Source organism: Halomonas sp. 3F2F, assembly GCF_014897805.1.
In the GTDB taxonomy this organism is placed as follows: Bacteria; Pseudomonadota; Gammaproteobacteria; order Pseudomonadales; family Halomonadaceae; genus Vreelandella.
The window spans coordinates 126019-149899 of sequence record NZ_JABUZE010000076.1 but is presented as its reverse complement, the minus strand read 5'-3'; the positions used below and the strand labels follow the sequence as shown (position 1 = coordinate 149899).

Sequence of the window (23881 nt, the reverse complement as noted above, 5' to 3'; positions counted from 1 at the left end):
GCGCGAGTTAGGCATTTTGATCGATAAATTGGGTCAGCTGGGACTTAGACTGTGCACCTACCAGCGATGCCACTTTCGTACCGGACTTAAATAGCATCACTGTCGGAACGCCGCGCACGCCTTGTTCTGCAGCAATTTCAGGCGCATCGTCAACGTTCACGCTAACCACTTTCAGATTATCACCACGTTCGGCAGCAACTTCATCAACCACAGGTGCCATTACTTTACAGGGACCGCACCAGGGGGCCCAAAACTTCAGTAGGACTGGCTGTTCGGCGTTGAGGACTTCTTGCTCAAAATTGGCGTTGGTGACATCAACATTGTTAGCCATCTGTTTCTCCCGTTTGCGTTGCTCTTGCTGTTTCGTTGCCTCAAATGGAGCAACGGTCATTACGCGTTTTACTAGCGCACTTTCACCGCGCCAAGTTGGCAGATGTTAGCGGGCGCAGAAGGTGCTGGCAAATTTCCTATGACGTTTCGACAGCCATTATGAAAAATTAAGGGGTGTTCGTGACGGCTATTTTTTATACTATAAGTGAATTATAAGATGATTTTTTATTCAAAATTGTATGTATGAGGCGTGTCGCCCCCACGTATTGCACCTTTGAGTGCTTCGTGGGTGGTGCAAGTTAGCAGCGGCGCGAGGATGCGCTTCAACGTGCTTCCTGCATAGATAATAAGGTGAGGATATGAAGCTACAGCAACTTCGCTATATCTGGGAAGTCAATCGACACAACCTGAATGTGTCAGCCACCGCGCAGAGTTTGTTTACCTCGCAGCCGGGTATTTCCAAGCAGATACGCTTGCTTGAAGATGAGCTAGGTGTGGAGATTTTTGCACGTAGCGGAAAGCACCTTACCCGCGTAACGCCTGCAGGGCTGTCTATCATTGAGTTGGCAGGTCAGGTGTTGAAGCTGACCGAAAACATCAAACAAGTCGCCCAAGAGCACAGTGACGAGCGCCGGGGGAGTTTGTCGATTGCTACTACTCATACTCAGGCGCGCTATGCACTACCTCCTATCATCAGCGAGTTTACCCTCAAGTATCCTGATGTTGCCCTACATATGCAGCAGGGCACACCCAAGCAAATCGCTCAGATGGTTAGCGAAGGTCAGGCCGATTTTGCAATTGCCACTGAATCGCTAGAGCTATTCACCGACTTGGTGTTGTTACCTTGCTACCGCTGGAATCGCTGCGCTTTAGTACCTAAAGACCACCCCCTGGCATCGATAGACAAGCCGCTGACGCTTCAAGCGTTGGCCGAACATCCTCTCGTTACTTATGTGTTTGGGTTTACCGGCCGCTCGCAGTTAGATGATGCGTTTAAAGCACAGGGACTTACGCCCAATGTGGTGTTAACGGCCGCTGATGCTGATGTGATTAAAACCTATGTGCGACTGGGCATGGGGGTTGGTATTGTCGCCCAAATGGCGGTTGATCCGGTGCTAGATGAGGATTTGGTCGCATTGGACGCCAGCCATCTCTTCGCGAGTTCTACGACTAAGATTGGAATTCGCCGTGGCACCTTTATGCGCGGCTATATGTACGATTTCCTCGTACGCTTTGCACCTCATCTCACCCGAGACTTGGTAGACGAAGCCTTGTTGGCTGGCCCACGTTTTGAGCATGAGCTGTTTGAGGGAGTAGAGCTTCCTGAGCATTAGGAGCATCGGGTAGTGGGTGAATAGCGCTTGACGTGGGTGTCTGGGCGCTATTCACCGTTCTCTGCCTAATCAGTGCTGTAAGTGCAGGCCACACTCACGTTTGTCTTCTACCTTGGTGGGGTCGAAGTAGTCAAAGTTGTTGGGCAGGTCGTGTGCCTCAAGATAGTAGTACATATCTTTTGCAGTCCACTGCAGCAGCGGGGCAATTTTTAATAAGCCATCGCTGTTACGGCTGGCAGGCTGCATTTTAGCCCGCTCTGGGGTGTCCTCTGCCCGCAGGGCGGTGAACCAGACATCCGGCTGCATTTCCCGCAGGGCACGCTCAAACGGCTCAATCTTTACTTCTTGAGTGAAGGCTGCGTGACGTGGGTCGTCAATGCTGGGCATTGCCCCCTCTAGCGCTTCACGGTGAGCACGGGTTCGCTGCGGAATAAAGCTGACCATGTTTAGGTTCAGCCGCTGGATTAAGGCATCGGCGAATTGGTAAGTGGCCTCAGTGTTATAGCCACTATCCATCCATACGATGGGGATGTCTGGACGTGCCTGAGTGACCATATGCAGAATCACCGCCTCAAACGGCCGGAAATTGGTCGTGCAAATAGGACGCTCGCCTTGGCTAAGCGCCCACTTGATAAGCTCTTGGGGATTATTGGCAAAATCACGGTTAATGCTGTCAAGCGCTGAAGACATGCTGCCTCCTGTCATAAGGTCGAGTATGACACTAGGCTATCAAAGAGGAGGGGCTTAGCCCCAATACCGTTTGGTTTGGCTTTTATATTCCTTTTTGATGTAAGAATTTTGTTATTTATTCCAAGGCGCCGATTAGATGGCGGATTTTATCCAGCGTTTCTGTGTACTCCTCGTCTGCTCTAGAGTCGGCGACTAATCCTCCGCCGCCCCAAACATTTAGCTTGCCTGCATCTGCCACCATGGTGCGTATCGCAATTGATGTGTCCATGCTGCCCCGTTTATCAATGTACCCCAGGCTTCCGCAATAGACACTGCGTTGGCAAGGCTCCAACTCGTCGATAATTTGCATGGCGCGTATTTTAGGCGCGCCAGTAATAGAGCCGCCAGGAAACGCTGCTGTCAGCAGAGATAGCGGTGAGCGATGTTTGGCGAGCTGACCTTGAACCACGCTTACCAGGTGATGCACGTTGGGGTAGCTCTCTAACTGACATAGCTGCGGTACACGAATAGACCCAGGAGCGCATACGCGTCCCAAGTCATTGCGCAGCAAGTCAACAATCATGACATTTTCCGCGCGGTCTTTCGTGCTGCTTAATAGCTGTTCCGCTAGAGTGATATCCTCCTCCGGCGACTTACCTCGTGGTCGCGTGCCTTTGATTGGGCGCGTTTCCACTCGCCCGTCTTTACACTGGATAAAGCGTTCGGGGGAAAGCGAGAGTACCGCCTGGTTTTTCCATGCCATAAAGCCTGAGAAGGGCGTTGGCGTTGCCTTGCGAAGGCGTAGATAAGCCTGCCATTCATCGCCTTCATAGCTCGCTGTAAACCGCTGAGCAAGGTTAATTTGATAGCAGTCGCCGGCGCGAATGTAGTGCTGAACAGTGTTAAAACGTTCAGTGTAATCCGCTTGGCTTAGCTCGCCATGAAAGGGGCTGGTTAAGTGAAAGTCTTTAGCAACACTGGTAGGTGGCTGAGCTAGCCATTTCATGACCTGCTGTTGGCGAGTTGCTGTTGCAATGAGCCATGTTGCCTGCTTTTCGTGATCAAAGGTAATGCACCAGTCGTAAAGCCCCAAACGTGCCAATGGCAGATTAGTAACATTGGGGTGGCGGCTGGAAATCGCGAGGTTATTACGTCCTAGGTCATAACTCCAATAACCCATCAGGCCGCCTAAAAAAGGCAGCTCGCTGGGGAAATCTGTGCTGGGTAGCTGTTCAAGCATCCATTGCTGCTGGGCGGTCATATCTCCAGCGAGTGCCGAGGGAAGGTCCAGCTGCGTTGAAGTGAAGTTAGTTTGTCCATCAGGCATGACTTCTAGCGTAGCTAACGGATCACTGCTGATAATGTCGTAGCGCCCGTTTGCTGATGGGCGGCCGCTATCAAGTAATACCGCACCATGACGCTTTCGCAGGTGAGCAAAGATCTCCAGGGGAGTAGGAGAGTAGGGCAGGGCTTTAATGGTCAACGCCGATGTCATGGAGCAAACGCCAGGCCGATGGAAGGCATCGCATTCTAGAGGTCGTTAATAGATGACACCAGTGTTAACCACTGACGCCTTTCTCACGGTAGGTTAAACACGGTTAACGGAAAGAGCATGATTGTTGACATTAACCCAAGAATAAATGGCTGGGTTACACGAAAGGTGAATAAAATCGACCATTTTGACTAGTTGACGGCACAAATATGGCGGGCTAAAGTTCTCCTACCTCATAATTGTCGACAATTAGCCATGACCTCACTTGCTACTCTTTCTCGTTCTAAAGCTGATTCGCCCAGTGATCAGACCTCGCCAGAAGTCCGAACGCTGGCTGAGCGGGTCTTTCACCAGCTTCAAGACGCTATCGTACGTGGAGAGCTGGCGCCGGGCAGCAAAATTACCGAGCCGGGGCTTTCTAAAACGTACGGTATCTCTCGCGGTCCGCTGCGCGAAGCCATGCGGCGTTTAGAAGCGCACCGTTTAATTGAGCGTGTTCCTCACGTTGGCGCTCGCGTTGTCAAGCTCTCTATGAAAGAGCTGCTTGAGCTGTTTGATGTGCGCGAAGCGCTTGAGAGCATGGCAGCCCGCTTGGCTGCTGAGCATATGTCTGCCGAGGAGATTAAAGGGCTGCGTGAGGTGTTGGCCCTTCACGAAGGCCAGGCAGATCTCAAGCGTGGCGAAGCTTACTATCAGCGCGAAGGCGATCTCGACTTCCACTATCGCATTGTTCAAGGCAGCCATAACAAAATGCTGATGAACCTGCTTTGCGATGATCTCTACTACTTAGTGCGTCTTTACCGTACCCAGTTCAGCGCCAGCGGTAAGCGGCCCCAGCTCGCCTTTGTCGAGCACCATCGTATTGTAGATGCCATTGAAGCCGGAGATGCCGAGCTAGCGGAGTTGCTGATGCGCCGCCACGTTAGCGCTTCCCGAGCCAACGTCGCCGACCGTTACGCTGCTGTTCTTGAACAACAATCAACGTCATCAGCGGATTAGTTCGTTATGCCTATCCGCCAAGCCTTTTAAAGGAGCAATGCCAATGTCCACTTCATCTACTCTCACGCCAGGTGCTCGCTTTCGTGCTGCGCTAGACGCGAACCGCCCTTTACCGATTCTAGGCACGATTAACGCGTATACCGCGATGATGGCCGAGCGAGTAGGCCACCAAGCGATTTATCTGTCGGGCGGCGGCGTGGCTAACGCGTCTTTTGGCTTGCCGGACTTGGGTATGACCAGCATGAACGACGTGGTGGAAGATGCACATCGTATCTGTGGCGCTACCGATCTTCCGCTGCTGGTAGATATCGATACGGGCTGGGGCGGTGCTTTTAATATTTCGCGTACCGTTAAAGAGATGCAGCGCGCAGGCGTTGCTGCGGTTCATCTGGAAGACCAAGTGGCTCAAAAGCGCTGCGGCCACCGCCCGAATAAAGCCATTGTGTCCCAGCAGGAAATGGTTGACCGCATCAAAGCCGCGGCAGATGCCAAGCTTGATCCCGATTTCTATCTGATTGCGCGTACCGATGCGTTCCAGAAAGAGGGCTTAGACGCCGCTATCGAGCGTGCTAATGCCTGTGTGGAGGCGGGTGCGGATGCAATCTTCGCCGAAGCCGTGCACACCCTGGATGATTATCGTGCGTTCTGTTCGCGCGTGAATGCGCCAATACTGGCCAACATCACTGAGTTTGGCGCAACGCCGCTGTTCTCTCAGCAGGAGCTGGGCGAGGTGGGGTGTCGCATGGTGCTCTATCCGCTATCGGCCTTCCGCGCTATGAATGCTGCCGCATTGAAGGTGTATCAGAGCATTTTAGATAACGGTCATCAAAAAGAGGTGGTCGATACCATGCAGACTCGCGATGAGCTGTACGACTTTTTAAATTATCACGATTTCGAGCAAAAGCTCGACGCGCTATTTGCTGAGCAGAAAGACGCTTAATAGCCGTTAACATTATCAATACTAAAACATATAAAAAGAGCTAACAGGAGACACGACATGGCTGACAAACCGCAAAACAGCGCAGGACTCCGTGGTCAAAGCGCCGGTACTACAGCGCTGTGTACGGTGGGTAAAACGGGTTCCGGATTAACCTACCGTGGTTTTGATATCAAAGAGCTGGCCGAGAAGGCGAAGTTTGAAGAAGTCGCGTATTTATTACTGAAAGGCAAGCTGCCCAATCAAGCCGAGCTTGATAGTTACATTACCAAGCTGAAGGGGCTGCGTGGCTTACCCGATGCTTTGAAAACCGTACTGGAGCAAATTCCCAAAGATGCGCACCCGATGGATGTTATGCGCACCGGTACCTCCATGCTGGGTAACCTGGAGACAGAAGAGAGCTTTGACCAGCAGCAGGATGTTTCTGATCGGCTGTTAGCGGTACTGCCCTCGATTATTTGCTACTGGTACCGCTTTAGCCATGACGGCGTTCGCATTGATACTGAAACTGACGATGCCTCGGTAGGCGGTCACTTCTTGCATATGCTGCGTGGCGAGCCCGCTTCTGAGTTGCATGCGCGGGTTATGAACGTATCGCTGATTCTATACGCCGAGCATGAGTTCAATGCGTCAACGTTCACGGCGCGGGTTTGCGCCTCGACGCTTTCCGATATGCACTCCTGTGTTACCGGCGCGATTGGTTCGTTGCGTGGCCCGCTACATGGCGGTGCTAACGAAGCGGCCATGGCGATGATCGAGAACTGGGCGTCACCGGAAGAAGCTGAGCGTGAAATGCTTGGTATGCTTGAGCGCAAAGAGAAAATCATGGGCTTTGGCCATGCCATTTATCGCGAGTCTGACCCGCGTAATGAAATTATCAAAGAGTGGTCGAAGAAACTTTCTGAAGACGTTGGCGACAGCGTGCTTTACCCCGTTTCTGTGCGCTGTGAAGAAGTTATGTGGCGCGAGAAGAAGCTTTTCTGCAATGCGGACTTCTTCCATGCCAGTGCTTACCACTTCATGGATATTCCGACCAAACTGTTCACGCCAATCTTCGTCATGTCCCGTTTAACGGGATGGGCAGCGCATGTGTTTGAGCAGCGCGCCAATAACCGCATTATTCGCCCCAGCGCCGACTACACTGGTCCTGAGAAGAGCGAGTGGGTGCCCATCGAAGCGCGTGACTAACCCTTAACGGGCCGTGATTAAGTGAGAGGCATTATGAACACGAATTATCGTAAGCCGCTGCCAGGCGTGACGGCAGAGGGTGCTCCGGTAGATTACTTCGACGCGCATCAAGCCGTTGAAGATATCAAGCCCGGCGCCTACGCGACGCTGCCCTACACGTCCAGAGTGTTGGCTGAGCAGTTGGTACGCCGCTGCGATCCAGCGCTGTTAACCGATGCACTGAAACAGCTCATCGAGCGCAAGCAAGATTTGGATTTTCCTTGGTACCCGGCACGCGTTGTATGCCATGACATCCTGGGGCAGACCGCGTTAGTCGACCTTGCTGGCCTAAGGGATGCCATCGCTGAGAAGGGCGGTGATCCGGCTAAAGTGAATCCTGTGGTGCCTACACAGCTGATTGTTGACCACTCATTGGCCGTTGAACACGCTGGGTTTGAGAAAGACGCGTTCGAAAAAAACCGCCAGGTGGAAGATCGCCGTAACGATGACCGCTTCCACTTCATTAACTGGACCAAAGTGGCTTTTGAGAACGTTGATGTTATTCCTCCGGGCAACGGCATTATGCACCAGATCAATCTGGAGAAAATGTCGCCGGTAGTGCAGTGCCGCCCTGATGAACAAGGAGTGCGTGTTGCTTACCCAGATACCTGTGTGGGTACCGATAGCCACACGCCGATGGTCGATGCGCTGGGTGTTATTTCCGTTGGTGTGGGTGGTCTTGAAGCCGAAAGTGTGATGCTGGGCCGTGCTTCGATGATGCGCCTGCCGGATATCGTTGGTGTAGAACTCTCTGGCAAGCTGCAGCCAGGTATTACCAGCACCGATATGGTGTTGGCGATTACCGAGTTTCTACGCAAAGAGCGTGTAGTCGGTGCCTACCTGGAGTTTTACGGAGAAGGTGCCGACGCGTTAACCGTAGGCGACCGGGCGACCATTTCCAACATGACGCCAGAGTACGGCGCCACGGCGGCGATGTTCTACATCGACAACCAAACCGTTGATTACCTCAAGCTTACGGGTCGTGAGGATGAGCAGGTTGCTCTGGTTGAAGCCTATGCCAAGCACACAGGGCTATGGGCCGATAGCCTAAAAACTGCTGAGTATGAGCGGGTACTGCGCTTTGATCTTTCAAGCGTTAATCGCACCTTGGCGGGGCCTTCCAACCCTCATGCTCATTTGCCCACCTCGGAGCTGGCCCAACGCGGCATCGCGATCGACTTGGATAAAGCAAGGGCCGACGAGCAAGCAGGTAGAATGCCAGATGGTGCGGTGATTATCGCCGCGATTACCAGCTGCACGAATACTTCTAACCCGCGCAATATGGTGGCAGCTGGCTTAATTGCTCGTAATGCTAACCGCTTAGGGTTAACCCGCAAACCGTGGGTAAAATCGTCGCTGGCGCCGGGATCGAAAACCGTCAAGATGTATCTGGAAGAAGCCAAGCTGATGGATGAGCTGGAAACACTTGGCTTTGGTGTCGTGGCGTACGCCTGTACGACCTGTAACGGCATGTCCGGGGCGTTAGATCCGGTCATCCAGAAAGAAATTATCGACCGTGATCTATACGCCACAGCGGTACTTTCCGGTAACCGTAACTTTGACGGGCGCATTCACCCCTATGCGAAGCAGGCATTTCTGGCATCGCCGCCCTTAGTGGTTGCCTACGCCATTGCCGGCACGATTCGCTTTGATATTGAGAAAGACGTACTGGGCACCGACCAAAACGGAAACCCCGTCACGCTAAAAGATATCTGGCCCGACGATAGCGAAATCGATGCGATTGTGAAGGCTTCCGTGAAGCCGGAGCAGTTCCGTCAGACCTATATCCCGATGTTCGACCTCGACAAGAGCGCGCGCGTTCAGGTCAGCCCGCTTTATGAGTGGCGGCCTCAGAGCACTTATATTCGTCGGCCTCCCTACTGGGAAGGCAATATGGCTGCCGAACGTGGTTTGAAAGGTATGCGTCCGTTGGCGATTTTGCCGGACAATATCACCACCGACCATTTGTCGCCTTCTAACGCGATTATGCTGGACAGCGCAGCAGGTGAGTATCTGCACAAGATGGGCCTGCCTGAGGAGGACTTTAACTCCTACGCGACCCACCGCGGCGATCATTTAACTGCCCAGCGGGCAACATTAGCGAACCCGAAGCTGTTCAATGAAATGGTCCACGACGAGCAGGGCAAAGTGCTGCAGGGGTCGTTGGCACGTGTTGAGCCAGAAGGCACTGTGACGCGGATGTGGGAAGCCATTGAAACGTATATGGCACGTAAACAGCCGCTGATTATTATTGCCGGTGCGGATTATGGTCAGGGTTCCTCGCGTGACTGGGCGGCGAAAGGTGTTGCGCTAGCGGGTGTTGAAGCCATTGTAGCCGAAGGCTTTGAGCGTATTCACCGGACCAATTTAATTGGTATGGGCGTGATGCCGCTGCAGTTTGAGGAGGGCACCACACGTAAAACCTTGGCGCTGGACGGTACGGAAGTCTTCGACGTAGAAGGCACTCCTCAGCCCCGAGCCAAGCTGACGCTGGTTATTCATCGTCAAAGTGGTACCACTGAACGTGTGCCGGTGATCTGCCGTATTGATACCGCCGAAGAGGTCACGATTTACTCTGCCGGTGGGGTCTTGCAGCGTTTCGCCCAGGACTTTCTTGAGTCCACCACGGCGTAGCCAAATTGGCGTGTAACGCAGCGCCAAGGCGATTAATGAAAGAGCCCGTCGCTAAGCGCCGGGCTCTTTTTTCGGCATGCGATTAGTGAACATGGTCATTGATAATCGTCATTGAGAATGTTCAGGCATCGTCATTGAAAATGGTTAGGGAGCGTTATTTATGTCTCATGTTGGACAAATTAGTATTCCTGCGACGTATATGCGCGGTGGCACCAGTAAGGGGGTATTTTTCACCTTGGACAACTTGCCCGAGGCGGCAAGAGTGCCGGGCGAGGCGCGAGATAAACTGCTGATGAGGGTGATTGGTAGCCCAGACCCCTATGAAAAGCAGATCGATGGGATGGGAGGGGCAACCTCAAGCACCAGTAAAACGGTGATTCTTTCCAAGAGTGAGTCGTCAGATCACGATGTGGACTACCTGTTTGGCCAGGTTTCAATTGATAAGCCGTTTGTGGATTGGAGCGGCAACTGCGGCAACTTATCGGCAGCAGTAGGTCCTTATGCGATTGCTAATGGGTTAGTTGACCCCGCCAAAATACCGCAAAACGGTGTCGCTGAAGTACGTATTTGGCAGGTCAATATCAGTAAAACCATTGTCTCTAAAGTGCCTATTGTTAATGGACAGGTGCAGGAGACCGGCGATTTTGAGCTAGACGGTGTGACCTTTCCTGCCGCTGAGATTCCTGTGGCCTTTATGGATCCTGCGGATGGTGAGGGGGCAATTTTCCCAACCGGGAACTTGGTCGATGACTTGGAAGTGCCCGGGGTTGGCGTTTTAAAAGCGACGCTGATTAATGCGGGTATTCCCACCGTGTTTGTTAACGCCCAGGACATAGGCTATACCGGTTGCGAACTACAGGAAGCAATTAACAGCGATGCCAAAGCACTCGCCATGTTCGAGACCATTCGTGCCCATGCTGCGGTGCGTATGGGATTGATTAAGCATGTTGATGAAGCGGCCAGCCGGCAGCACACGCCGAAGGTGGCTTTCGTTGCCCCGCCGGCTAGCTATACGGCGTCCAGTGGTAAAGCGGTGAGTGCGGAAAACATCGATCTTGTGGTAAGGGCGCTTTCCATGGGTAAACTGCACCACGCAATGATGGGCACCGCAGCGGTTGCCATCTGCGCGGCAGCAGCCATTCAAGGCACGTTAGTAAATTTAGCCGCAGGTGGTGAGGAGCGTGAAGCGGTGACCTTTGGGCATCCTTCTGGCTCGTTGCGTGTAGGTGCAAAAGCAAGTCTGACTGATGGGCGCTGGCAGATTGATCAAGCTGTCATGAGCCGCAGCGCGCGGGTGTTAATGGAAGGCTCTGTACGCATACCCGGAGATAGCTTTTAAAGAGTATTCGCGCGTGAATACTAGGTGACGCCTTGCCGCCGTTTTGGGAATGCCCTAAACGGCGGCTTCAGCCTAGAGAGATGTAAGTTTTATACTTATCTTTGCTTTAGCAGTTTACTCTTCAATCGCTACTTGGTCGCGCATACGATCAACAGTGGCGGGGCCAATGCCGCTAACGCGGGTTAGATCATCTACATTAGCAAATGCGCCATTATTTTCGCGCTCTTCTATAATCGCGGCCGCACGGCTGGGTCCGATACCAGGTAACTCAGCAAGCAGCTCAGCATCCGCTGTATTCACATTAATAGGCGCGATGTCTTGTGCCAATGCAAGGCCCGAAACCCCTAAGCTTAGGCTCAATAGCAGTGCAGCCAATAGTCCTTTTAGCGTTATTTTCATTGTTAATATCCTCATAGATTTCCCTAAAGCCGCCTTTCCCATCGGTTGTTGTACTTGGAGTGATAGGCTGTGGCGGTTTGCGCATGCAAAAAGGTTGACTGTTCCTTCAATACCTTTTGCCTTAATTAAACTAATACATTTATAGGAGGTGAGCTGTAAGACATTAACGATGGTGTTTGTAAGATTTTTGCTCTCTGATAATGGTTAATCACTTACACAGCGGGATCGGGATGGCTGTTATAATGCTGTCAAATGGAAAATGGAGTTAAGCACAGTGTCTACTGATACCCCGTTGATTATCGCGTTGGATTATTCCTCTCTTGATGCGGCTTTATGCATGGCAGATCAGCTTGACCCTAAGCGCTGCCGGGTAAAGGTGGGTAAAGAGTTGTTTACGCGCAGTGGCCCTGCGGTACTGGAAGCCTTGCATGGGCGTGGTTTTGAAATTTTTCTAGACTTAAAATTTCATGACATTCCCAATACGGTGGCAGGCGCGGTGCAGGCGGCAGCTGAGCAAGGCGTATGGATGGTTAACGTGCATGCTTCTGGCGGGCGCAAGATGATGGAAGCGGCCGCTAAGCGTTTAGATGATCATGGGCTAAGTACACATCTTATTGCCGTTACGGTGCTAACCAGCATGCAAGCTGAGGATCTGCATGAGGTAGGCATAGCTGCTACGCCGGAAGAGCATGTATTGCGTTTAGCCGCATTAACTCAGCAGAGCGGATTAGGCGGTGTTGTCTGTTCAGCCCAAGAGGCGGCGCAAATCAAGGCGCTGTGTGGCGACGACTTTTTGAAGGTAACTCCTGGAATACGCCCAAGCTTTGCAGCGGCTAATGACCAACAGCGTATTATGACACCCAGTGATGCGATGCGTGTTGGCAGTACGCACTTAGTGATTGGGCGACCGGTAACACAGGCGGCAGAGCCAATGATGGCGCTAGCAGCCATAGAAGCTGAACTGGCTGGCTGACGGTACTACCGCTTACTCGCCATCAACCCCGGTAATGGGCTTAATGGTGCCCCAGCGGCGGCAGCTAGGGCACTGCCATGCCAGGCTGTCGCTGGCAAAGCCGCAGCGGCGGCAGCGATGGCGGGCTTTGCCCTCTAAAAGGGCATTGGTGTGGTGCTTAAGTAACAGCAAACGCGTGTCTGGCGGAGTTTTTCCACTCAGACGTTGGCTTTCATGATAAAGGTCGATTAGGTAATCAAGCCCACCCAGGCTGGGTGCCTCCCTTAGCCACTCGCCCGTTTGCTCAATAGCACTATCTACGCCATCTCTTTGATGAACGAGCTCTCCGAGGGCGATAATAATGCTGGTGTACGGTGCTTGTCCCAGCAGTCGATAAAGATGCGTTTCAAACCCTTGAATGTCGTTATTACGCTCATAGGCATGCTGAAGGGTGGGCAGCATGGTGGGAATGTGCGCAATATCCTGCTGGGGAATATGGTTTAGGCGCTCAATGGCGCGTGTGTAATGCCCATTATCCATCTCCAGCTCAGCAAGTAGTAACGTCGCGCGGACGCATCGCTCATCCAATTGAAGCGCTTTTTTTAAGTGCTTACGGGCGATCGCGCGACTTGCTTGATGTATCTCCTGCTGGGCGAGTTCACATAGCCAGTGAGCAGCAGGTCGTTGCATGCCGGGCTGTTGCTTGAACAGTGATTGAGCCACGTCGAGTGCTTCTTGCCAGTCTTTTTCGCGCTCAAGCAAATCAATCAGTAGCCGCTTGGCTTCCTGGCGATAGGTGTCATTGTCTGATTTATCCAGCAGCGCTCTCAGCATTCGCTGAGCTCGGTCGTGAACGCCTAACGCCATAAAGTCACGTGCTAGCTCAAGCTGCACATGTTCGTTAGTGCTGGTGGAAAGGGCAGGGCGAGCAAGCAGGTTTTGATGAATGCTAACGGCTTTGTCTGCTTCACCGCGTGCGCGAAACAGCTTGCCTAGCGCTATGTGGGTTTCCACAGTATCGCTATTAACATCCAGTGCATTGACAAACGTATTGATAGCTTCGTCGGGCTGCTCATTGAGCAGGTAATTCAGCCCGACAAAGTACTCTCTCGATAAACCAGATGGGCGAGAGTCGTGAGTGCGCTGGCGGCGGCGGGAAGCGTGACGAACACCCAGGCCAAAGCCGATGGCAATGGCTGCCAGTAGAACGCCTAGCAGCACGACATCATACATTTAAGCCAGTTCCTTAAGCTCCTGAGTGCGTAAGCGGTCTAGCTCTTTGCGCTGTTGCTTATTGTGTCGTTCACTTCGTGCTAGCTGCGCTTTAAGGCGCACGTAAACACCTAGCATGGCAAGCATGCCTAAGATAACGCCGAAAGTTAACGTAGCTAGCAGCCAGACAGAGAGTGACACAGGCGGCAGTTCTGCCCAAATTAGGTTTAAGGCAATGGTTTGTTGGTTGTTGACGGCAAATAAAATGCCCACCAGTAGAACAACCAGCAATATGACGGCCAGAATCAGCCCTTTGATCCAACGCATGAGAGTTTCCTAGTCAGTGACGTTCATAATGGCTCTATTGTGTATGAGTCGTGGCGCGGCGTCATCCCACATAAAGTCGGATAACAAGATCAAAAGAGCCTTGCTATTGGCAATGCCGAGGTTGTGTAGCCTCGGTTAGCTCATTAATAGCCAAGTGCGCGGCTTGCATCTACCTGTTCGCGCAACTCTTTGCCCGGTTTGAAGTGCGGCACATACTTGCCGTCCAAGTCGACCGGGTCTCCTGTTTTAGGGTTGCGCCCGACACGAGGCTCTCGGTAGTGAAGCGAAAAGCTGCCGAACCCCCGGATCTCAACCCGTCCCCCGCTAGCAAGAGCATCGGTCATATCGTCTAAAATAATACGCACCGCCGTTTCTACTTCTTTGGCGGATAGCTCCGGTTGACGCATCGCAATTTGTTCGATTAGTTCAGATTTGGTCATCGGTTGGCTCCCTGCGAACTTTAATGGCCGTGACGCGCTTGCGACCTCGATAACAACAGAGTCAGCATACTGCGCATAACAGGATAAAACAATTCAGATAAAACAAGGTACTAGAATGAATATCAGCATAGGCGAAGTGAGGCGCTGGCGCGACCCTGTGGCTTAGGTATACTGGCGACTCATTTTGTAACTGGAGAGGCTGACGTTGAACGACGATACTTCCCCTGCAGCCATATTGCGTAAACGGCTTTATTGGCACTCTCGCCGTGGCATGTGGGAGCTTGACCTGCTGCTGATACCGTTTCTTGAACACCGCTTTGATGAACTGAGTGAAGATGAGCAGTTGGCCTATCAGCGCTTAATTGAGGAAGAGGATCAAGATCTCTTTGGATGGTTGATGCGTCGTGAATGGCCCGAGGAGCCATCATTAAAGCGCATCGTGCAGATGATCGTAGAACATGCAGAAAATACCGATAACTCTGCTTATCGCACGCTCTAAAATCCAGTGCGCTTTTCACGCATTCTTGGCATTCGGGTTGTGTGCGGTGACAGCATGGCTTATTAGTCCATGGGTAGCGTTGCTTGCGGCAGTAATCGCGATACTGTTGCTGAGCCGTGAGTATCGCTATCAACCCATGGGAGAGTTAAGAGTTTCAAAAAGCGGCCATCACTTAAGTGCGCAGTGGTTATCGGAAGAGGGTGAGCTTGAAAACGAACAGCCTGTTAACGCTGATTACGTGGGCCCTTGGTTAATCGGGCTCCGTGTCGGGCCGCAGCGGCTTTGGTTGTGGCCAGATAGTTTGCCTGCACACAGTCAACGTTCGCTGCGGCGCTTATGCCATCGTCCCGGGCGCTAGCTGATCAAGTGACATCTCCGAAGCCGCTGTATTCTCCTGGTGCTTAGGCCAGTCGATAGAGTAATGCAGTCCCCGTGATTCATGTCTCTGAAGTGCCGCCAATACCGTCAACTTTGCAAGCCACAGTGCTTGCTGTAAACGCACGCTTTCAGGGTGGCTGCGCTTGCCTGCGGTGTCTTCAAAAGCGTTGTTAGAGCCACTCTTAGAGCTGTCAGCAACACCGTCAAGGCTGTCGTTTAGAATGTCGTTAAGCTGCGTCTCAAGTTCGTTCAGCTTATGGTGAGCGATAGTTAGCCCCTGATTGCTGCGAACAATCGAAACGTGCTGACTCATTGTTGCCCGCAGTTCGCTACGTATAGCCGCCAGGGCTTCCAAGGAAGTGGATGACCACTGCTGGCCTAGCAGCGGCATTGTATCGGGGGTATCGCTAAGAGTCTCTTTAGGTGCAACTGGCCGTGTTTGCGCGCGTTTTTCCTGCGTGAGTAAGTGCTTTGCGCAGCTTCTGGCGTATACCAGGCACTCCAATAGTGAGTTGCTAGCCATGCGATTTGCGCCATGTAGGCCTGTGTAGGCAAGCTCACCAACCGCATAGAGATTGGTGACGTGAGTTGCGCCACGCTGGTCTGTGGCAACACCGCCACAGCTGTAATGAGCGGCAGGCACTACTGGGATGGGTTGGCGGGTTATATCAATTCCCCGAGAGGCGCAGTGTGCCAAAATAGTAGGGAAGTGGTGGCGAATAGCGGCTGCTCCAAGGTGGCTGATATCTAGCCATACATGCCCTTGGCTGCTTTGTTGGATTTGCGAATCGATTGCTCGAGCAACGACGTCTCTGGGCGCCAGCTCAGCGCGAGAATCAATATCGGGCATAAACCGATGACCGGCCTCATTTAGCAGGTGCCCGCCTTCTCCTCGTACGGCTTCGCTAATTAAAAAAGCAGGTCCTTCTGGGTCAAATAGACAGGTAGGATGAAACTGCTGAAACTCAAGATTCATCAGTTTTGCGCCCAGTTCAGCGGCCATCACCATGCCTTCCCCACTGCTGGGCGATGGGGTGGTGGTGTGTCGATAAAGGCCACTTGCACCGCCTGTTGCTAGTACGATGTGCTTGGCAAGCAGTGTTTGTTGATGCTGCTGTTGATCTACGCCTTCCGCGCCAATACAGCGGCCTGTGGCATCGCTGATTAAGTGCAGGATGGTTAAGTCACTGCGCTGAGTAATATTGGGGTGAGAAGTGACTTTTTCGTACAGCGTATCGACTACCGCGCGTCCAGTTGCATCGTCAGCATGAATAATGCGGCGTGCGTTGTGGCCGCCTTCCCGTGTTAAATGATAAGGGTAGCGGGCGCTCGGGTCTGGATCCGGTGTAAAGGGGACACCGTTGTCGATTAGCCACTGAATGGCATCTGGGCCGTGTGTCACGGTAAATCGAACAGCCTCTTCATCACATAGGCCATCACCAGCAATGAGCGTATCTCGCACATGGGCATCCAGATCGTCGTCTGGCGAGAGCACGGCGGCTATTCCACCCTGCGCCCAGCGGCTGGCTCCTTGGTCATCCAGAGCGGGCCTAACCAGGGTTACCGAAAGGTGGTCAGCAACTTCAAGGGCTAAAGTTAGGCCGGCGACGCCGCCGCCGATGACAAGTACGTCGGATGTTGGCGAGCTCATGGGGCCGGATCCTCTTTTACATTCAAACGCAGTAGGTGCTAAATGCTTCGCGTGCTGTAGACAGCAGAGGAAGGCATCATAGCGTGACTGTTGTCACTTGGCGATGAGGGTCTGTGAAAAATTGCTTTCAGCGCATATAGATAGCGGCTAAACGCTCTAGTGCGATATTTAAGAGGGGGCAAGCTATTTGACGATCGGATACAACAGGATGGATAAAAAAGAGGGGTAATCAAAAAATTGAAGAGCCTTGTAAGAAGCACAAAAAAGCTTCTCTAGTGCTCTTAAAACAAGATGGGAAACGTTTGCTGCTGAAAGAAGGGGAGGTGCTAATTAAATATGGTGCCCGGAGCCGGACTTGAACCGGCACGGAGTTGCCTCCGAGAGATTTTAAGTCTCTTGCGTCTACCAATTTCGCCATCCGGGCAGTGCATCGCAGGAATATTGCTATTCATCGCCACACTTAAATGGAGGCTGGAGTCGGAATCGAACCGGCGTACACGGAGTTGCAGTCCGCTGCATAACCACTCTGCCATCCAGCCTAACAAGTCGTTGGAGCGAGAAAGTAGATGCGATCGGACTGGCGTTCCAGCTCACGACCCTCTCTTGCTTTACTACGCTATCCAAGTTGGAGCGGGAAAGGAGATTCGAACTCCCGACCCTCGCCTTGGCAAGGCGATGCTCTACCACTGAGCTATTCCCGCAATTCCGATACCTTGACGACCTCTTACTCTATACCACTAACTCTATAAGAGTAAGTGGCGTCCCATAGGGGGTTCGAACCCCTGTTACCGCCGTGAAAGGGCGGTGTCCTAGACCACTAGACGAATGGGACGTTTCATTGCCTCGTCGAGGTGGCGCGTATATTACTCAGCCCTTAATGTGCTGTCAAGCACTCTGAAATCGAAACGTTTTATCCTGCCACGAGTCGCGCCTTCAAAATGGGGTGCTTTGATCACCCCTAGCACTTTATGTAAGAGCACCCGCTTATTTCTCATACACTTACTACACCGTCACGGTAATGTCGCTAGCGTGTAAACGCCACACTGGCGGTTTTCTTACCTTTCACACATGCTGAACCTGGACAGGCTATCTACTGTCACTCTGCGTAGTGATACGCTAGCCTGCTTAGTAAGCCTCTGTTTAACGGTAACCAGAGGGAGAGGAGATCCCCATGGCGAAAATAGAAAAATCCCCTGATGAATGGCGCAAGCAACTCACCCCGGAACAGTACCATGTGGCACGTGAGAAAGGCACTGAACGCCCCTTCACCGGAGATTATCAGGTCAGTGATGCTCAAGGTATTTACCACTGTGTGTGCTGCCATGCGCCGCTGTTTGAAAACGAACATAAGTTTGATGCGGGTTGCGGCTGGCCAAGCTTTGATCGCCCACTGGGAACACGTTGCATTGAAGAGCATAGCGACACCTCCCACGGCATGCGGCGCACTGAAGTCGTTTGCTCCCACTGCGACGCCCATCTGGGTCACGTATTTCCCGATGGTCCGCCAGACACGACGGGGTTGCGCTACTGCATCAATTCGGTGTCACTAGAGTTTCATCCTGACGAGTAATCGTCACTAAATCCTCGTTCAACGTCAGAAAGGCGGGCGCCATCTGCTAGAATGGCAGCCCGCTTTTTTTGTGCCCGTTTTTCGTGCTTGTATTTGCTTTGCGCTAATTAGGAGAAACTCATGCTCGGCTGGTTCCCCGGACATATGAACAAGGCCCGCCGCCAGATTAAGGACGCGCTGCCCGAAATTGATGTCGTAATTGAAGTACTTGATGCGCGCCTGCCCTACTCCAGCGCCAACCCGATGCTGGCCGAGCTGACTCGCCATAAGCCGGTATTGAAGATTTTGTCGCGGGCGGATCTTGCCGACCCTGAGCGTACTGCTGAGTGGGTAGCTTTTTTCGATGCTCAAGAAGATACCCGCGCCCTGGCAATTACCACTACCAATATTCGCGAGCTTAAAAAAATCCCTAAGCTATGCCACGAGCTGGCAGGCGCGGTACGCGCTGATAGAGATGTCCGCGTGATGGTAATGGGCATTCCCAACGTCGGAAAATCGACGCTGATCAACGGGCTTGCGGGTCGGAAAATTGCTAAAACTGGCAATGAGCCCGCGGTCACCAAGCGCCAGCAAAAGGTGCGTATCGACGGCCGCGTCGCGCTGATCGACACCCCTGGGGTGCTATGGCCAAAAATCGAAGACCAGGCTAGCGCCTATCGCTTGGCTGCTAGCGGTGCAATTCGTGATACTGCGATTGAGTATACCGATGTAGCCATCGTCACCAGTGCCGAGCTTGCCAAGCGCTATCCTGCAGAGTTGACCGCCCGCTATAAGTTAAAGGCGCTGCCTACTTATGAAGCGCCCGTAGCACAAGAGGTGGATGCCGATGGCCCGCAAAAGCCGGACTTCTTAGCCATTGCCGGTTTTGACGGCCACGCCATTTTGAAAGAAATTGCGAGTAAGCGCGGCGGCTTACGCCCCGGTGGCGAGGTCGACATACACCGCGGTGCCGAAGTACTGCTTCACGAACTACGCGATGGCAAGCTCGGTAGGCTTACATTAGAAACCCCAGGTGATATTCCACCACCACCGATACAAAACGACGAAGACAGCCACCTACAATCCGACGCATAATGAGCTGATCATCAGTAACACCCACGGCCACAGGACATTTTGGATAATAAACCCCATGGACACCCCGCAGCCTACAGAATCACACACACTGAAAAAATCGCACAAACTGCATAACGTCTGTTACGACATTCGCGGCCCAGTGCTCGACCATGCCAAGCGCCTGGAAGAAGAAGGCCAGCGAGTTTTAAAGCTTAACATTGGCAACCCGGCGCCATTTGGCTTTGAGGCACCGGAAGAGATTCTTCAAGACGTGATGCGCAACCTGCCCACTGCCCAGGGCTACTGTGATTCTAAAGGCCTTTACTCGGCACGTAAGGCAATTATGCAAGAGTGCCAACGTAAACGGATTCCTGGGGTTGGCATTGAAGACATCTACATCGGCAACGGCGTTTCCGAGCTGATCGTGATGTCGATGCAGGCGCTGTTAAACGACGGAGATGAAGTACTGATCCCTGCCCCTGACTACCCGCTATGGACCGCCGCAGCGAATTTATCTGGCGGTCACGGTGTTCACTACTTATGCGATGAACAAGCCGATTGGGCACCGGACATAGCAGACATTCGCGCCAAAGTTACCAGCCGTACCCGGGCCATTGTCATTATCAACCCGAACAACCCTACCGGTGCGGTTTACCCGCCTGAAGTGGTACGGGAAGTGCTGGATATTGCCCAAGAGCACAATTTGGTGGTGTTCTCCGATGAGATCTACGACAAGATTCTTTATGACGGCGTAGAGCACACCGCCACGGGTGCATTGGCGGATGATGACCAACTGGTCATTACCATGAATGGGCTATCGAAAAGCTACCGCTGCGCGGGCTTTCGTTCCGGCTGGATGACCATTTCCGGCACGCTAGCCAAACAGCGCGCCAGTGATTTTATTCAGGGCCTGACCATGCTGGCCTCAATGCGCCTGTGCGCTAACGTCCCAGCCCAGCACGCTATCCAAACCGCACTGGGTGGCTACCAGTCAATCAATGATTTGATTCTGCCGGGCGGCCGACTATTGGCTCAGCGAGATATTACGATAGAAAAGCTTAACGCCATCCCAGGGGTCTCTTGCGTGACGCCTAAAGGTGCGCTGTATGCCTTTCCCCGCTTAGACCCTAAGGTGTTTAACATTCAGGATGACCAACAGCTGGTGCTGGACTTACTGCTCCAGGAAAAAATCCTGCTGGTGCAAGGCACTGCGTTCAACTGGCCAGAACCGGATCACGTGCGCATTGTTACTCTGCCATGGGCCGACCAATTGGGTGATGCGCTTGATCGCTTTGCTAATTTCTTGTCTCGCTATCGTCAATAAAAGCAGTCATCAATAAAAACGGTGACTTGAAACTGACGTTAACAGCACGTATCTAAACTGTCATTCCACTAACGCTTTTTTAATGACCTTTGATGGAGAACCTGCACCATGATGCGAATTGTGCTGTTTTTAGCCACTAACTTAGCGGTGTTGCTGGTTGCCAGCTTAACGCTGCGACTGTTTGGGGTGGAAAGTTACCTAAGCAGTCAGGGCATCAACTTTACTAGCCTGCTGATTTTCTGCTTTATCTTCGGCATGGTCGGCTCGCTAGTATCGCTGTTCATTTCCAAATGGATGGCAAAGCGTTCGACCGGCACCGTGATTATCGAAACACCCTCTAACTCAACAGAGCAGTGGCTGTTGGATACGGTGGCTGAACTTTCCCGCGAAGCGGGTATTAAAACGCCAGAAGTGGGCATTTTTCCTGCTCAGCAGTCCAACGCGTTTGCCACCGGCTGGAATAAAAACGATGCATTAGTCGCCGTTTCAGCGGGCCTATTAAACCGTATGCGCCCTGAAGAAGTGCGCGCGGTGCTGGCCCACGAAATCGGCCACGTGGCCAACGGCGACATGGTAACGCTGGCGCTGATTCAAGGTGTCGTGAATACCTTTGTTATGTTCTTTGCTCGGGTCGTGGCTCAGTTAGTCGACAACTTCTTAAGAAGTCGTAGCGACGGCGAAGGTGGCCTTGGTTTTATCGGCTATTTTGCCGTGGTGATCGTGGCAGAAATCGTCTTTGGTCTTGTCGCCTCCGCAATCGTTGCCTGGTTCTCACGTTATCGTGAATACCGTGCTGATGAGGCAGGTGCACGCCTAGCGGGCACCGGCGCAATGGTGAATGCGCTGGCACGTCTGAAAGCGGAAACTGAAATGCCTGACCAGATGCCAGATACCCTGCGTGCGATGGCTATTACTAAAGGCCAAACCCGCTCTTTGCTAGAGCAGCTGTTCGCCAGCCACCCGCCGCTGGACGATCGCATTCGCGCCTTAAAAGAAGCGGCTTACCGTCAGTAAACGCATATTCGCTAGCTGCATAACACACAAGGCCCGCAAATGCGGGCCTTGTGCTGTCTAAACCACCTCACAACCAACACACCGTCACCACACAACTATACGCAGCGCACTTGAAAACCAGCCGCCAGCAATGGCGCTTCCAACACCGTTGCGTCGTTCTCTAACAACACGCGCAGCGTGGCAAACTCTCGACGCAGTGGGTAGTTTGATCGGCAGTAATCAAAGCCCTTTTTGATTCCCTGGTGAAACACGTGCCGCTGCAACGCATCGTGGTCGCGGCGCACATCGTAAACCGCGCGCGTGCATAGCCGGAGTGCTTCTTCTGTCGGCATCGCTTGCTGCAGCGTTAATGCCGACAGCGCAGGTCGTGGGCAGAGTTCGCTAAACGTAACGCCACTTGGCCGCTCGATATGCTGAGCCAGCGCCTGCTGAATCATCCACGTACCACGCAACTTGCCATCAAGGCTATGCCCGGCAATATGTGGTGTCGCCAGCGCTACCAAATCACGCAACCCGGCATCGATCTCCGGCTCATCTTCCCAAACATCGAGAATCGCCGTGATATCGCCTTTACCTGCTAAACGACTACGTAGCGCCAGACCGTCAATACAGTCGCCCCGCCCGGCGTTTAGCAACACAGTTCCAGGGGTTAGGTCATTAATACGCTCAGCATTAAGCAGTTGATACGTGGCATGGGGGCCCTCTTTCACCAGCGGAGTATGCAGGCACACTACGTCGCAGTGTTCGATGACGCTATCCAGCGAGCAAAACAGGCCCGCCTCCCCTACTGCTGCGGGCCCTTTTCCAGGGTGTTCTTTTTCTGCGCGAGGCGGATCACACACCATGGTTTCCACACCCAGTGCTTGCAAACGCTGCTGCAAACGGCTGCCAACGTTGCCAGCCCCCACAATACCCACCCTACGTGTCAGCAACGACCAACCTTGTCGCTCACTTATCAGCAGCAAGCTGCTAAGCACGTAGTCCACCACGGCGTCGGCATTACAGCCAGGCGCACTAGCAAAGCCAATGCCACGCTCGCTTAATAACGCGCGATCAATATGATCAGTGCCAATGGTGCAGGTACCCACAAAACGGACAGGGCTTTGTGCTAACAACGCGTGATTGACCTGAGTAATCGAGCGCACTATCAGTGCGTCGGCATCAGCCACATCGGTAGGACGAATCTCACGCCCTGGCAAGCGATGCAACGTACCAAACGACTCAAAACAGAGGTCTGCAGCGGGGATATTAGCGTCGATAACAAGTTTCATAGGCGTTTTCGTATCCGGGCTTTACAATACGCCCGCAACGGCTTGCTGTGCAGGCATGATCAAGAAGCAGTTAAGGAGATGGGTGTGATCGTACGCTGGGAAACCGACCATGACTATGTGTTGGTGCATATTCACCAGGATATGTTTGGCGACTGGATTTTCAGCCGCGCCTGGGGGCAAATCGGCACCCAGTTTGGCGGGCTAAAGCATCAGTTGGCAGACACCCTGGAGCAAGCACAAATGTGGATGGAAGATGAGGCCACCATCCAGACCTCGCGAGGGTTTCGCAAGGTACTGGAAGCAGCCGATCATACGCCCGAAGGACAGGAAGCCATGCGGCAGTTGTCGCTACTTGATGCACTTTAGGTGCATCAAACTCTATGTTAGCGACAATAATTCGAACCCTAAAGGCTTTTTCAAGAGCGGTTTCAAGGGCTGTCTCAAGGGCTGTCTCAAGGGCTGTCTCAAGGGCTGTCTCAAGGACTGTCTCAACCCAAGTAGCGCCGTCCATTGCGCTGATGCGCGCCAATTGGCGGCGCATTTTCGGGCGGTGTGGTAAGTGCCGCCAGCGCAGCCTCATCCAACCAGCCGCGCGCTTGTAACCAAGCGCTCAGCTTATCAAGATCAAAGCCTCGATCCAGCTCTTCCCCATTAGCATCCATCAAAACCGGAATGCGCACACCATAACGCGCCGCTAACGTATCGTCGTCGCTGATTTCAATGTGATGCAGCGATACCTCTTGGTTCGCCAACGTTACCACTAGCGCCTCTAACTGAGCGCACAAGTGGCAGCCTAACGTTGTATAAATCGATAGCTGAATCATATCCGA

General features: G+C 52.8%; 24 protein-coding genes and 4 tRNA genes. 14 read left to right on the top strand and 14 right to left on the bottom strand.

The genetic code is table 11. The features are described 5' to 3' along the window. Window positions 1–7: 7 nt before the first annotated feature. Window positions 8–391: a thioredoxin gene (gene trxA / locus INT21_RS09435; protein WP_009722702.1), complete on the bottom strand. Its 384-nt coding sequence runs from the start codon at window positions 389–391 to the stop codon at window positions 8–10. A 298-nt stretch (window positions 392–689) separates the two neighbouring features. Between trxA and cysB the strand changes: the two genes are divergently transcribed. Then, window positions 690–1664: an HTH-type transcriptional regulator CysB gene (gene cysB, locus INT21_RS09430; RefSeq protein ID WP_089038607.1), complete on the top strand. Its 975-nt coding sequence runs from the start codon at window positions 690–692 to the stop codon at window positions 1662–1664. Between the two features lie 69 nt (window positions 1665–1733). Here the strand turns inward: cysB and INT21_RS09425 are convergent, their stop codons facing one another. Beyond that, window positions 1734–2354 carry a phosphoadenosine phosphosulfate reductase domain-containing protein gene (locus tag INT21_RS09425; RefSeq protein ID WP_193059266.1) on the bottom strand — a complete coding sequence of 207 codons (621 nt, stop codon included), beginning with the start codon at window positions 2352–2354 and terminating at the stop codon, window positions 1734–1736. 115 nt (window positions 2355–2469) lie between these two features. Beyond that, the gene (gene pabB / locus INT21_RS09420; RefSeq protein ID WP_193068230.1) at window positions 2470–3828 is read right to left on the bottom strand and encodes an aminodeoxychorismate synthase component I; all 1359 of its coding nucleotides are present in this window, start codon (window positions 3826–3828) and stop codon (window positions 2470–2472) included. 252 nt (window positions 3829–4080) lie between these two features. On the opposite strand from pabB, the gene INT21_RS09415 reads away from it, so the two are divergent. The 5 genes from INT21_RS09415 to prpF all read left to right on the top strand — a co-directional run bounded on the left by INT21_RS09415 (window position 4081) and on the right by prpF (window position 10961). After that, window positions 4081–4824, top strand: a complete 744-nt coding sequence (locus INT21_RS09415; protein WP_089038604.1) for a GntR family transcriptional regulator — start codon at window positions 4081–4083, stop codon at window positions 4822–4824. Between the two features lie 43 nt (window positions 4825–4867). Beyond that, window positions 4868–5764, top strand: coding sequence for a methylisocitrate lyase (prpB, locus tag INT21_RS09410; RefSeq protein WP_226912621.1), 897 nt, complete (start codon window positions 4868–4870; stop codon window positions 5762–5764). Between the two features lie 57 nt (window positions 5765–5821). Beyond that, window positions 5822–6949, top strand: coding sequence for a bifunctional 2-methylcitrate synthase/citrate synthase (gene prpC, locus INT21_RS09405; protein WP_038482861.1), 1128 nt, complete (start codon window positions 5822–5824; stop codon window positions 6947–6949). Window positions 6950–6982: 33 nt separating this feature from the next. Next, on the top strand, window positions 6983–9622 hold the full coding sequence (gene acnD, locus INT21_RS09400; RefSeq protein WP_193059263.1) for a Fe/S-dependent 2-methylisocitrate dehydratase AcnD: 2640 nt from the start codon (window positions 6983–6985) through the stop codon (window positions 9620–9622). Window positions 9623–9782: 160 nt separating this feature from the next. Further along, window positions 9783–10961, top strand: a complete 1179-nt coding sequence (gene prpF / locus INT21_RS09395; RefSeq protein WP_193059262.1) for a 2-methylaconitate cis-trans isomerase PrpF — start codon at window positions 9783–9785, stop codon at window positions 10959–10961. Between the two features lie 114 nt (window positions 10962–11075). Here the strand turns inward: prpF and INT21_RS09390 are convergent, their stop codons facing one another. Next, window positions 11076–11360: a ComEA family DNA-binding protein gene (locus INT21_RS09390; protein ID WP_193059261.1), complete on the bottom strand. Its 285-nt coding sequence runs from the start codon at window positions 11358–11360 to the stop codon at window positions 11076–11078. A 274-nt stretch (window positions 11361–11634) separates the two neighbouring features. On the opposite strand from INT21_RS09390, the gene pyrF reads away from it, so the two are divergent. Then, window positions 11635–12333: an orotidine-5'-phosphate decarboxylase gene (gene pyrF / locus INT21_RS09385; RefSeq protein WP_193059260.1), complete on the top strand. Its 699-nt coding sequence runs from the start codon at window positions 11635–11637 to the stop codon at window positions 12331–12333. 12 nt (window positions 12334–12345) lie between these two features. On the opposite strand, the gene lapB is transcribed toward pyrF, so the two are convergent. The 3 genes from lapB to INT21_RS09370 form a co-directional block, all read right to left on the bottom strand. Next, window positions 12346–13545 carry a lipopolysaccharide assembly protein LapB gene (lapB, locus tag INT21_RS09380; RefSeq protein WP_193068228.1) on the bottom strand — a complete coding sequence of 400 codons (1200 nt, stop codon included), beginning with the start codon at window positions 13543–13545 and terminating at the stop codon, window positions 12346–12348. Next, entirely contained in the window at window positions 13546–13851 is a 306-nt protein-coding gene (locus tag INT21_RS09375; protein ID WP_038482879.1) for a lipopolysaccharide assembly protein LapA domain-containing protein, read from the bottom strand. 143 nt (window positions 13852–13994) lie between these two features. Beyond that, window positions 13995–14291, bottom strand: a complete 297-nt coding sequence (locus tag INT21_RS09370; RefSeq protein WP_009722715.1) for an integration host factor subunit beta — start codon at window positions 14289–14291, stop codon at window positions 13995–13997. Between the two features lie 205 nt (window positions 14292–14496). Here INT21_RS09370 and INT21_RS09365 point away from each other — a divergent pair, with 205 nt between their 5' ends. Next, a complete protein-coding gene (locus tag INT21_RS09365) occupies window positions 14497–14790 on the top strand; it encodes an FAD assembly factor SdhE (protein ID WP_009722716.1) in 294 nt (97 codons plus the stop codon). 46 nt (window positions 14791–14836) lie between these two features. Continuing rightward, window positions 14837–15148, top strand: a complete 312-nt coding sequence (locus INT21_RS09360) for a hypothetical protein (protein WP_232471489.1) — start codon at window positions 14837–14839, stop codon at window positions 15146–15148. Here INT21_RS09360 and nadB read toward each other — a convergent pair. From nadB to INT21_RS09335, 5 genes are all read right to left on the bottom strand, one after another. Next, a complete protein-coding gene (nadB, locus tag INT21_RS09355; RefSeq protein ID WP_193068227.1) occupies window positions 15125–16819 on the bottom strand; it encodes an L-aspartate oxidase in 1695 nt (564 codons plus the stop codon). The two genes, INT21_RS09360 and nadB, sit on opposite strands and share 24 nt — an antisense overlap. A 337-nt stretch (window positions 16820–17156) precedes the next feature. After that, a tRNA-Leu gene (locus tag INT21_RS09350) sits at window positions 17157–17243 on the bottom strand. A 41-nt stretch (window positions 17244–17284) separates the two neighbouring features. Further along, a tRNA-Cys gene (locus INT21_RS09345) sits at window positions 17285–17358 on the bottom strand. An 87-nt stretch (window positions 17359–17445) separates the two neighbouring features. Next, window positions 17446–17520, bottom strand: a tRNA-Gly gene (locus INT21_RS09340). A 55-nt stretch (window positions 17521–17575) separates the two neighbouring features. Next, window positions 17576–17651 (bottom strand) — tRNA-Glu (locus INT21_RS09335). A 339-nt stretch (window positions 17652–17990) separates the two neighbouring features. Here INT21_RS09335 and msrB point away from each other — a divergent pair. The 4 genes from msrB to htpX all read left to right on the top strand — a co-directional run bounded on the left by msrB (window position 17991) and on the right by htpX (window position 21780). Continuing rightward, complete coding sequence (msrB, locus tag INT21_RS09330; RefSeq protein ID WP_038482587.1) at window positions 17991–18389, top strand: peptide-methionine (R)-S-oxide reductase MsrB; 399 nt, start codon at window positions 17991–17993, stop codon at window positions 18387–18389. Window positions 18390–18509: 120 nt separating this feature from the next. Then, window positions 18510–19463, top strand: coding sequence for a ribosome biogenesis GTPase YlqF (ylqF, locus tag INT21_RS09325; protein WP_193085087.1), 954 nt, complete (start codon window positions 18510–18512; stop codon window positions 19461–19463). A gap of 55 nt (window positions 19464–19518) precedes the next feature. Continuing rightward, window positions 19519–20766, top strand: coding sequence for a pyridoxal phosphate-dependent aminotransferase (locus tag INT21_RS09320; RefSeq protein ID WP_089038711.1), 1248 nt, complete (start codon window positions 19519–19521; stop codon window positions 20764–20766). A 108-nt stretch (window positions 20767–20874) separates the two neighbouring features. After that, window positions 20875–21780, top strand: a complete 906-nt coding sequence (gene htpX, locus INT21_RS09315) for a protease HtpX (protein WP_172420287.1) — start codon at window positions 20875–20877, stop codon at window positions 21778–21780. Between the two features lie 95 nt (window positions 21781–21875). Here htpX and pdxB read toward each other — a convergent pair whose 3' ends face one another. Further along, window positions 21876–23051 carry a 4-phosphoerythronate dehydrogenase PdxB gene (gene pdxB, locus INT21_RS09310; RefSeq protein WP_193068090.1) on the bottom strand — a complete coding sequence of 392 codons (1176 nt, stop codon included), beginning with the start codon at window positions 23049–23051 and terminating at the stop codon, window positions 21876–21878. An 84-nt stretch (window positions 23052–23135) separates the two neighbouring features. Between pdxB and INT21_RS09305 the strand changes: the two genes are divergently transcribed. Then, window positions 23136–23417, top strand: coding sequence for a WGR domain-containing protein (locus INT21_RS09305; protein ID WP_030070186.1), 282 nt, complete (start codon window positions 23136–23138; stop codon window positions 23415–23417). A 122-nt stretch (window positions 23418–23539) separates the two neighbouring features. On the opposite strand, the gene INT21_RS09300 is transcribed toward INT21_RS09305, so the two are convergent. After that, window positions 23540–23875, bottom strand: a complete 336-nt coding sequence (locus INT21_RS09300; protein ID WP_193068091.1) for a glutaredoxin family protein — start codon at window positions 23873–23875, stop codon at window positions 23540–23542. Between the last annotated feature and the right edge of the window lie 6 nt (window positions 23876–23881).

Coding starts and splice junctions, on each gene's coding strand:
- trxA (WP_009722702.1), bottom strand. CDS start 391: ATGACCGTTGCTCCATTTGAGGCAACGAAACAGCAAGAGCAACGCAAA.
- cysB (WP_089038607.1), top strand. CDS start 690: ATGAAGCTACAGCAACTTCGCTATATCTGGGAAGTCAATCGACACAAC.
- INT21_RS09425 (WP_193059266.1), bottom strand. CDS start 2,354: ATGTCTTCAGCGCTTGACAGCATTAACCGTGATTTTGCCAATAATCCC.
- pabB (WP_193068230.1), bottom strand. CDS start 3,828: ATGACATCGGCGTTGACCATTAAAGCCCTGCCCTACTCTCCTACTCCC.
- INT21_RS09415 (WP_089038604.1), top strand. CDS start 4,081: ATGACCTCACTTGCTACTCTTTCTCGTTCTAAAGCTGATTCGCCCAGT.
- prpB (WP_226912621.1), top strand. CDS start 4,868: ATGTCCACTTCATCTACTCTCACGCCAGGTGCTCGCTTTCGTGCTGCG.
- prpC (WP_038482861.1), top strand. CDS start 5,822: ATGGCTGACAAACCGCAAAACAGCGCAGGACTCCGTGGTCAAAGCGCC.
- acnD (WP_193059263.1), top strand. CDS start 6,983: ATGAACACGAATTATCGTAAGCCGCTGCCAGGCGTGACGGCAGAGGGT.
- prpF (WP_193059262.1), top strand. CDS start 9,783: ATGTCTCATGTTGGACAAATTAGTATTCCTGCGACGTATATGCGCGGT.
- INT21_RS09390 (WP_193059261.1), bottom strand. CDS start 11,360: ATGAAAATAACGCTAAAAGGACTATTGGCTGCACTGCTATTGAGCCTA.
- lapB (WP_193068228.1), bottom strand. CDS start 13,545: ATGTATGATGTCGTGCTGCTAGGCGTTCTACTGGCAGCCATTGCCATC.
- INT21_RS09375 (WP_038482879.1), bottom strand. CDS start 13,851: ATGCGTTGGATCAAAGGGCTGATTCTGGCCGTCATATTGCTGGTTGTT.
- INT21_RS09370 (WP_009722715.1), bottom strand. CDS start 14,291: ATGACCAAATCTGAACTAATCGAACAAATTGCGATGCGTCAACCGGAG.
- nadB (WP_193068227.1), bottom strand. CDS start 16,819: ATGAGCTCGCCAACATCCGACGTACTTGTCATCGGCGGCGGCGTCGCC.
- msrB (WP_038482587.1), top strand. CDS start 17,991: ATGGCGAAAATAGAAAAATCCCCTGATGAATGGCGCAAGCAACTCACC.
- ylqF (WP_193085087.1), top strand. CDS start 18,510: ATGCTCGGCTGGTTCCCCGGACATATGAACAAGGCCCGCCGCCAGATT.
- INT21_RS09320 (WP_089038711.1), top strand. CDS start 19,519: ATGGACACCCCGCAGCCTACAGAATCACACACACTGAAAAAATCGCAC.
- htpX (WP_172420287.1), top strand. CDS start 20,875: ATGATGCGAATTGTGCTGTTTTTAGCCACTAACTTAGCGGTGTTGCTG.
- pdxB (WP_193068090.1), bottom strand. CDS start 23,051: ATGAAACTTGTTATCGACGCTAATATCCCCGCTGCAGACCTCTGTTTT.
- INT21_RS09300 (WP_193068091.1), bottom strand. CDS start 23,875: ATGATTCAGCTATCGATTTATACAACGTTAGGCTGCCACTTGTGCGCT.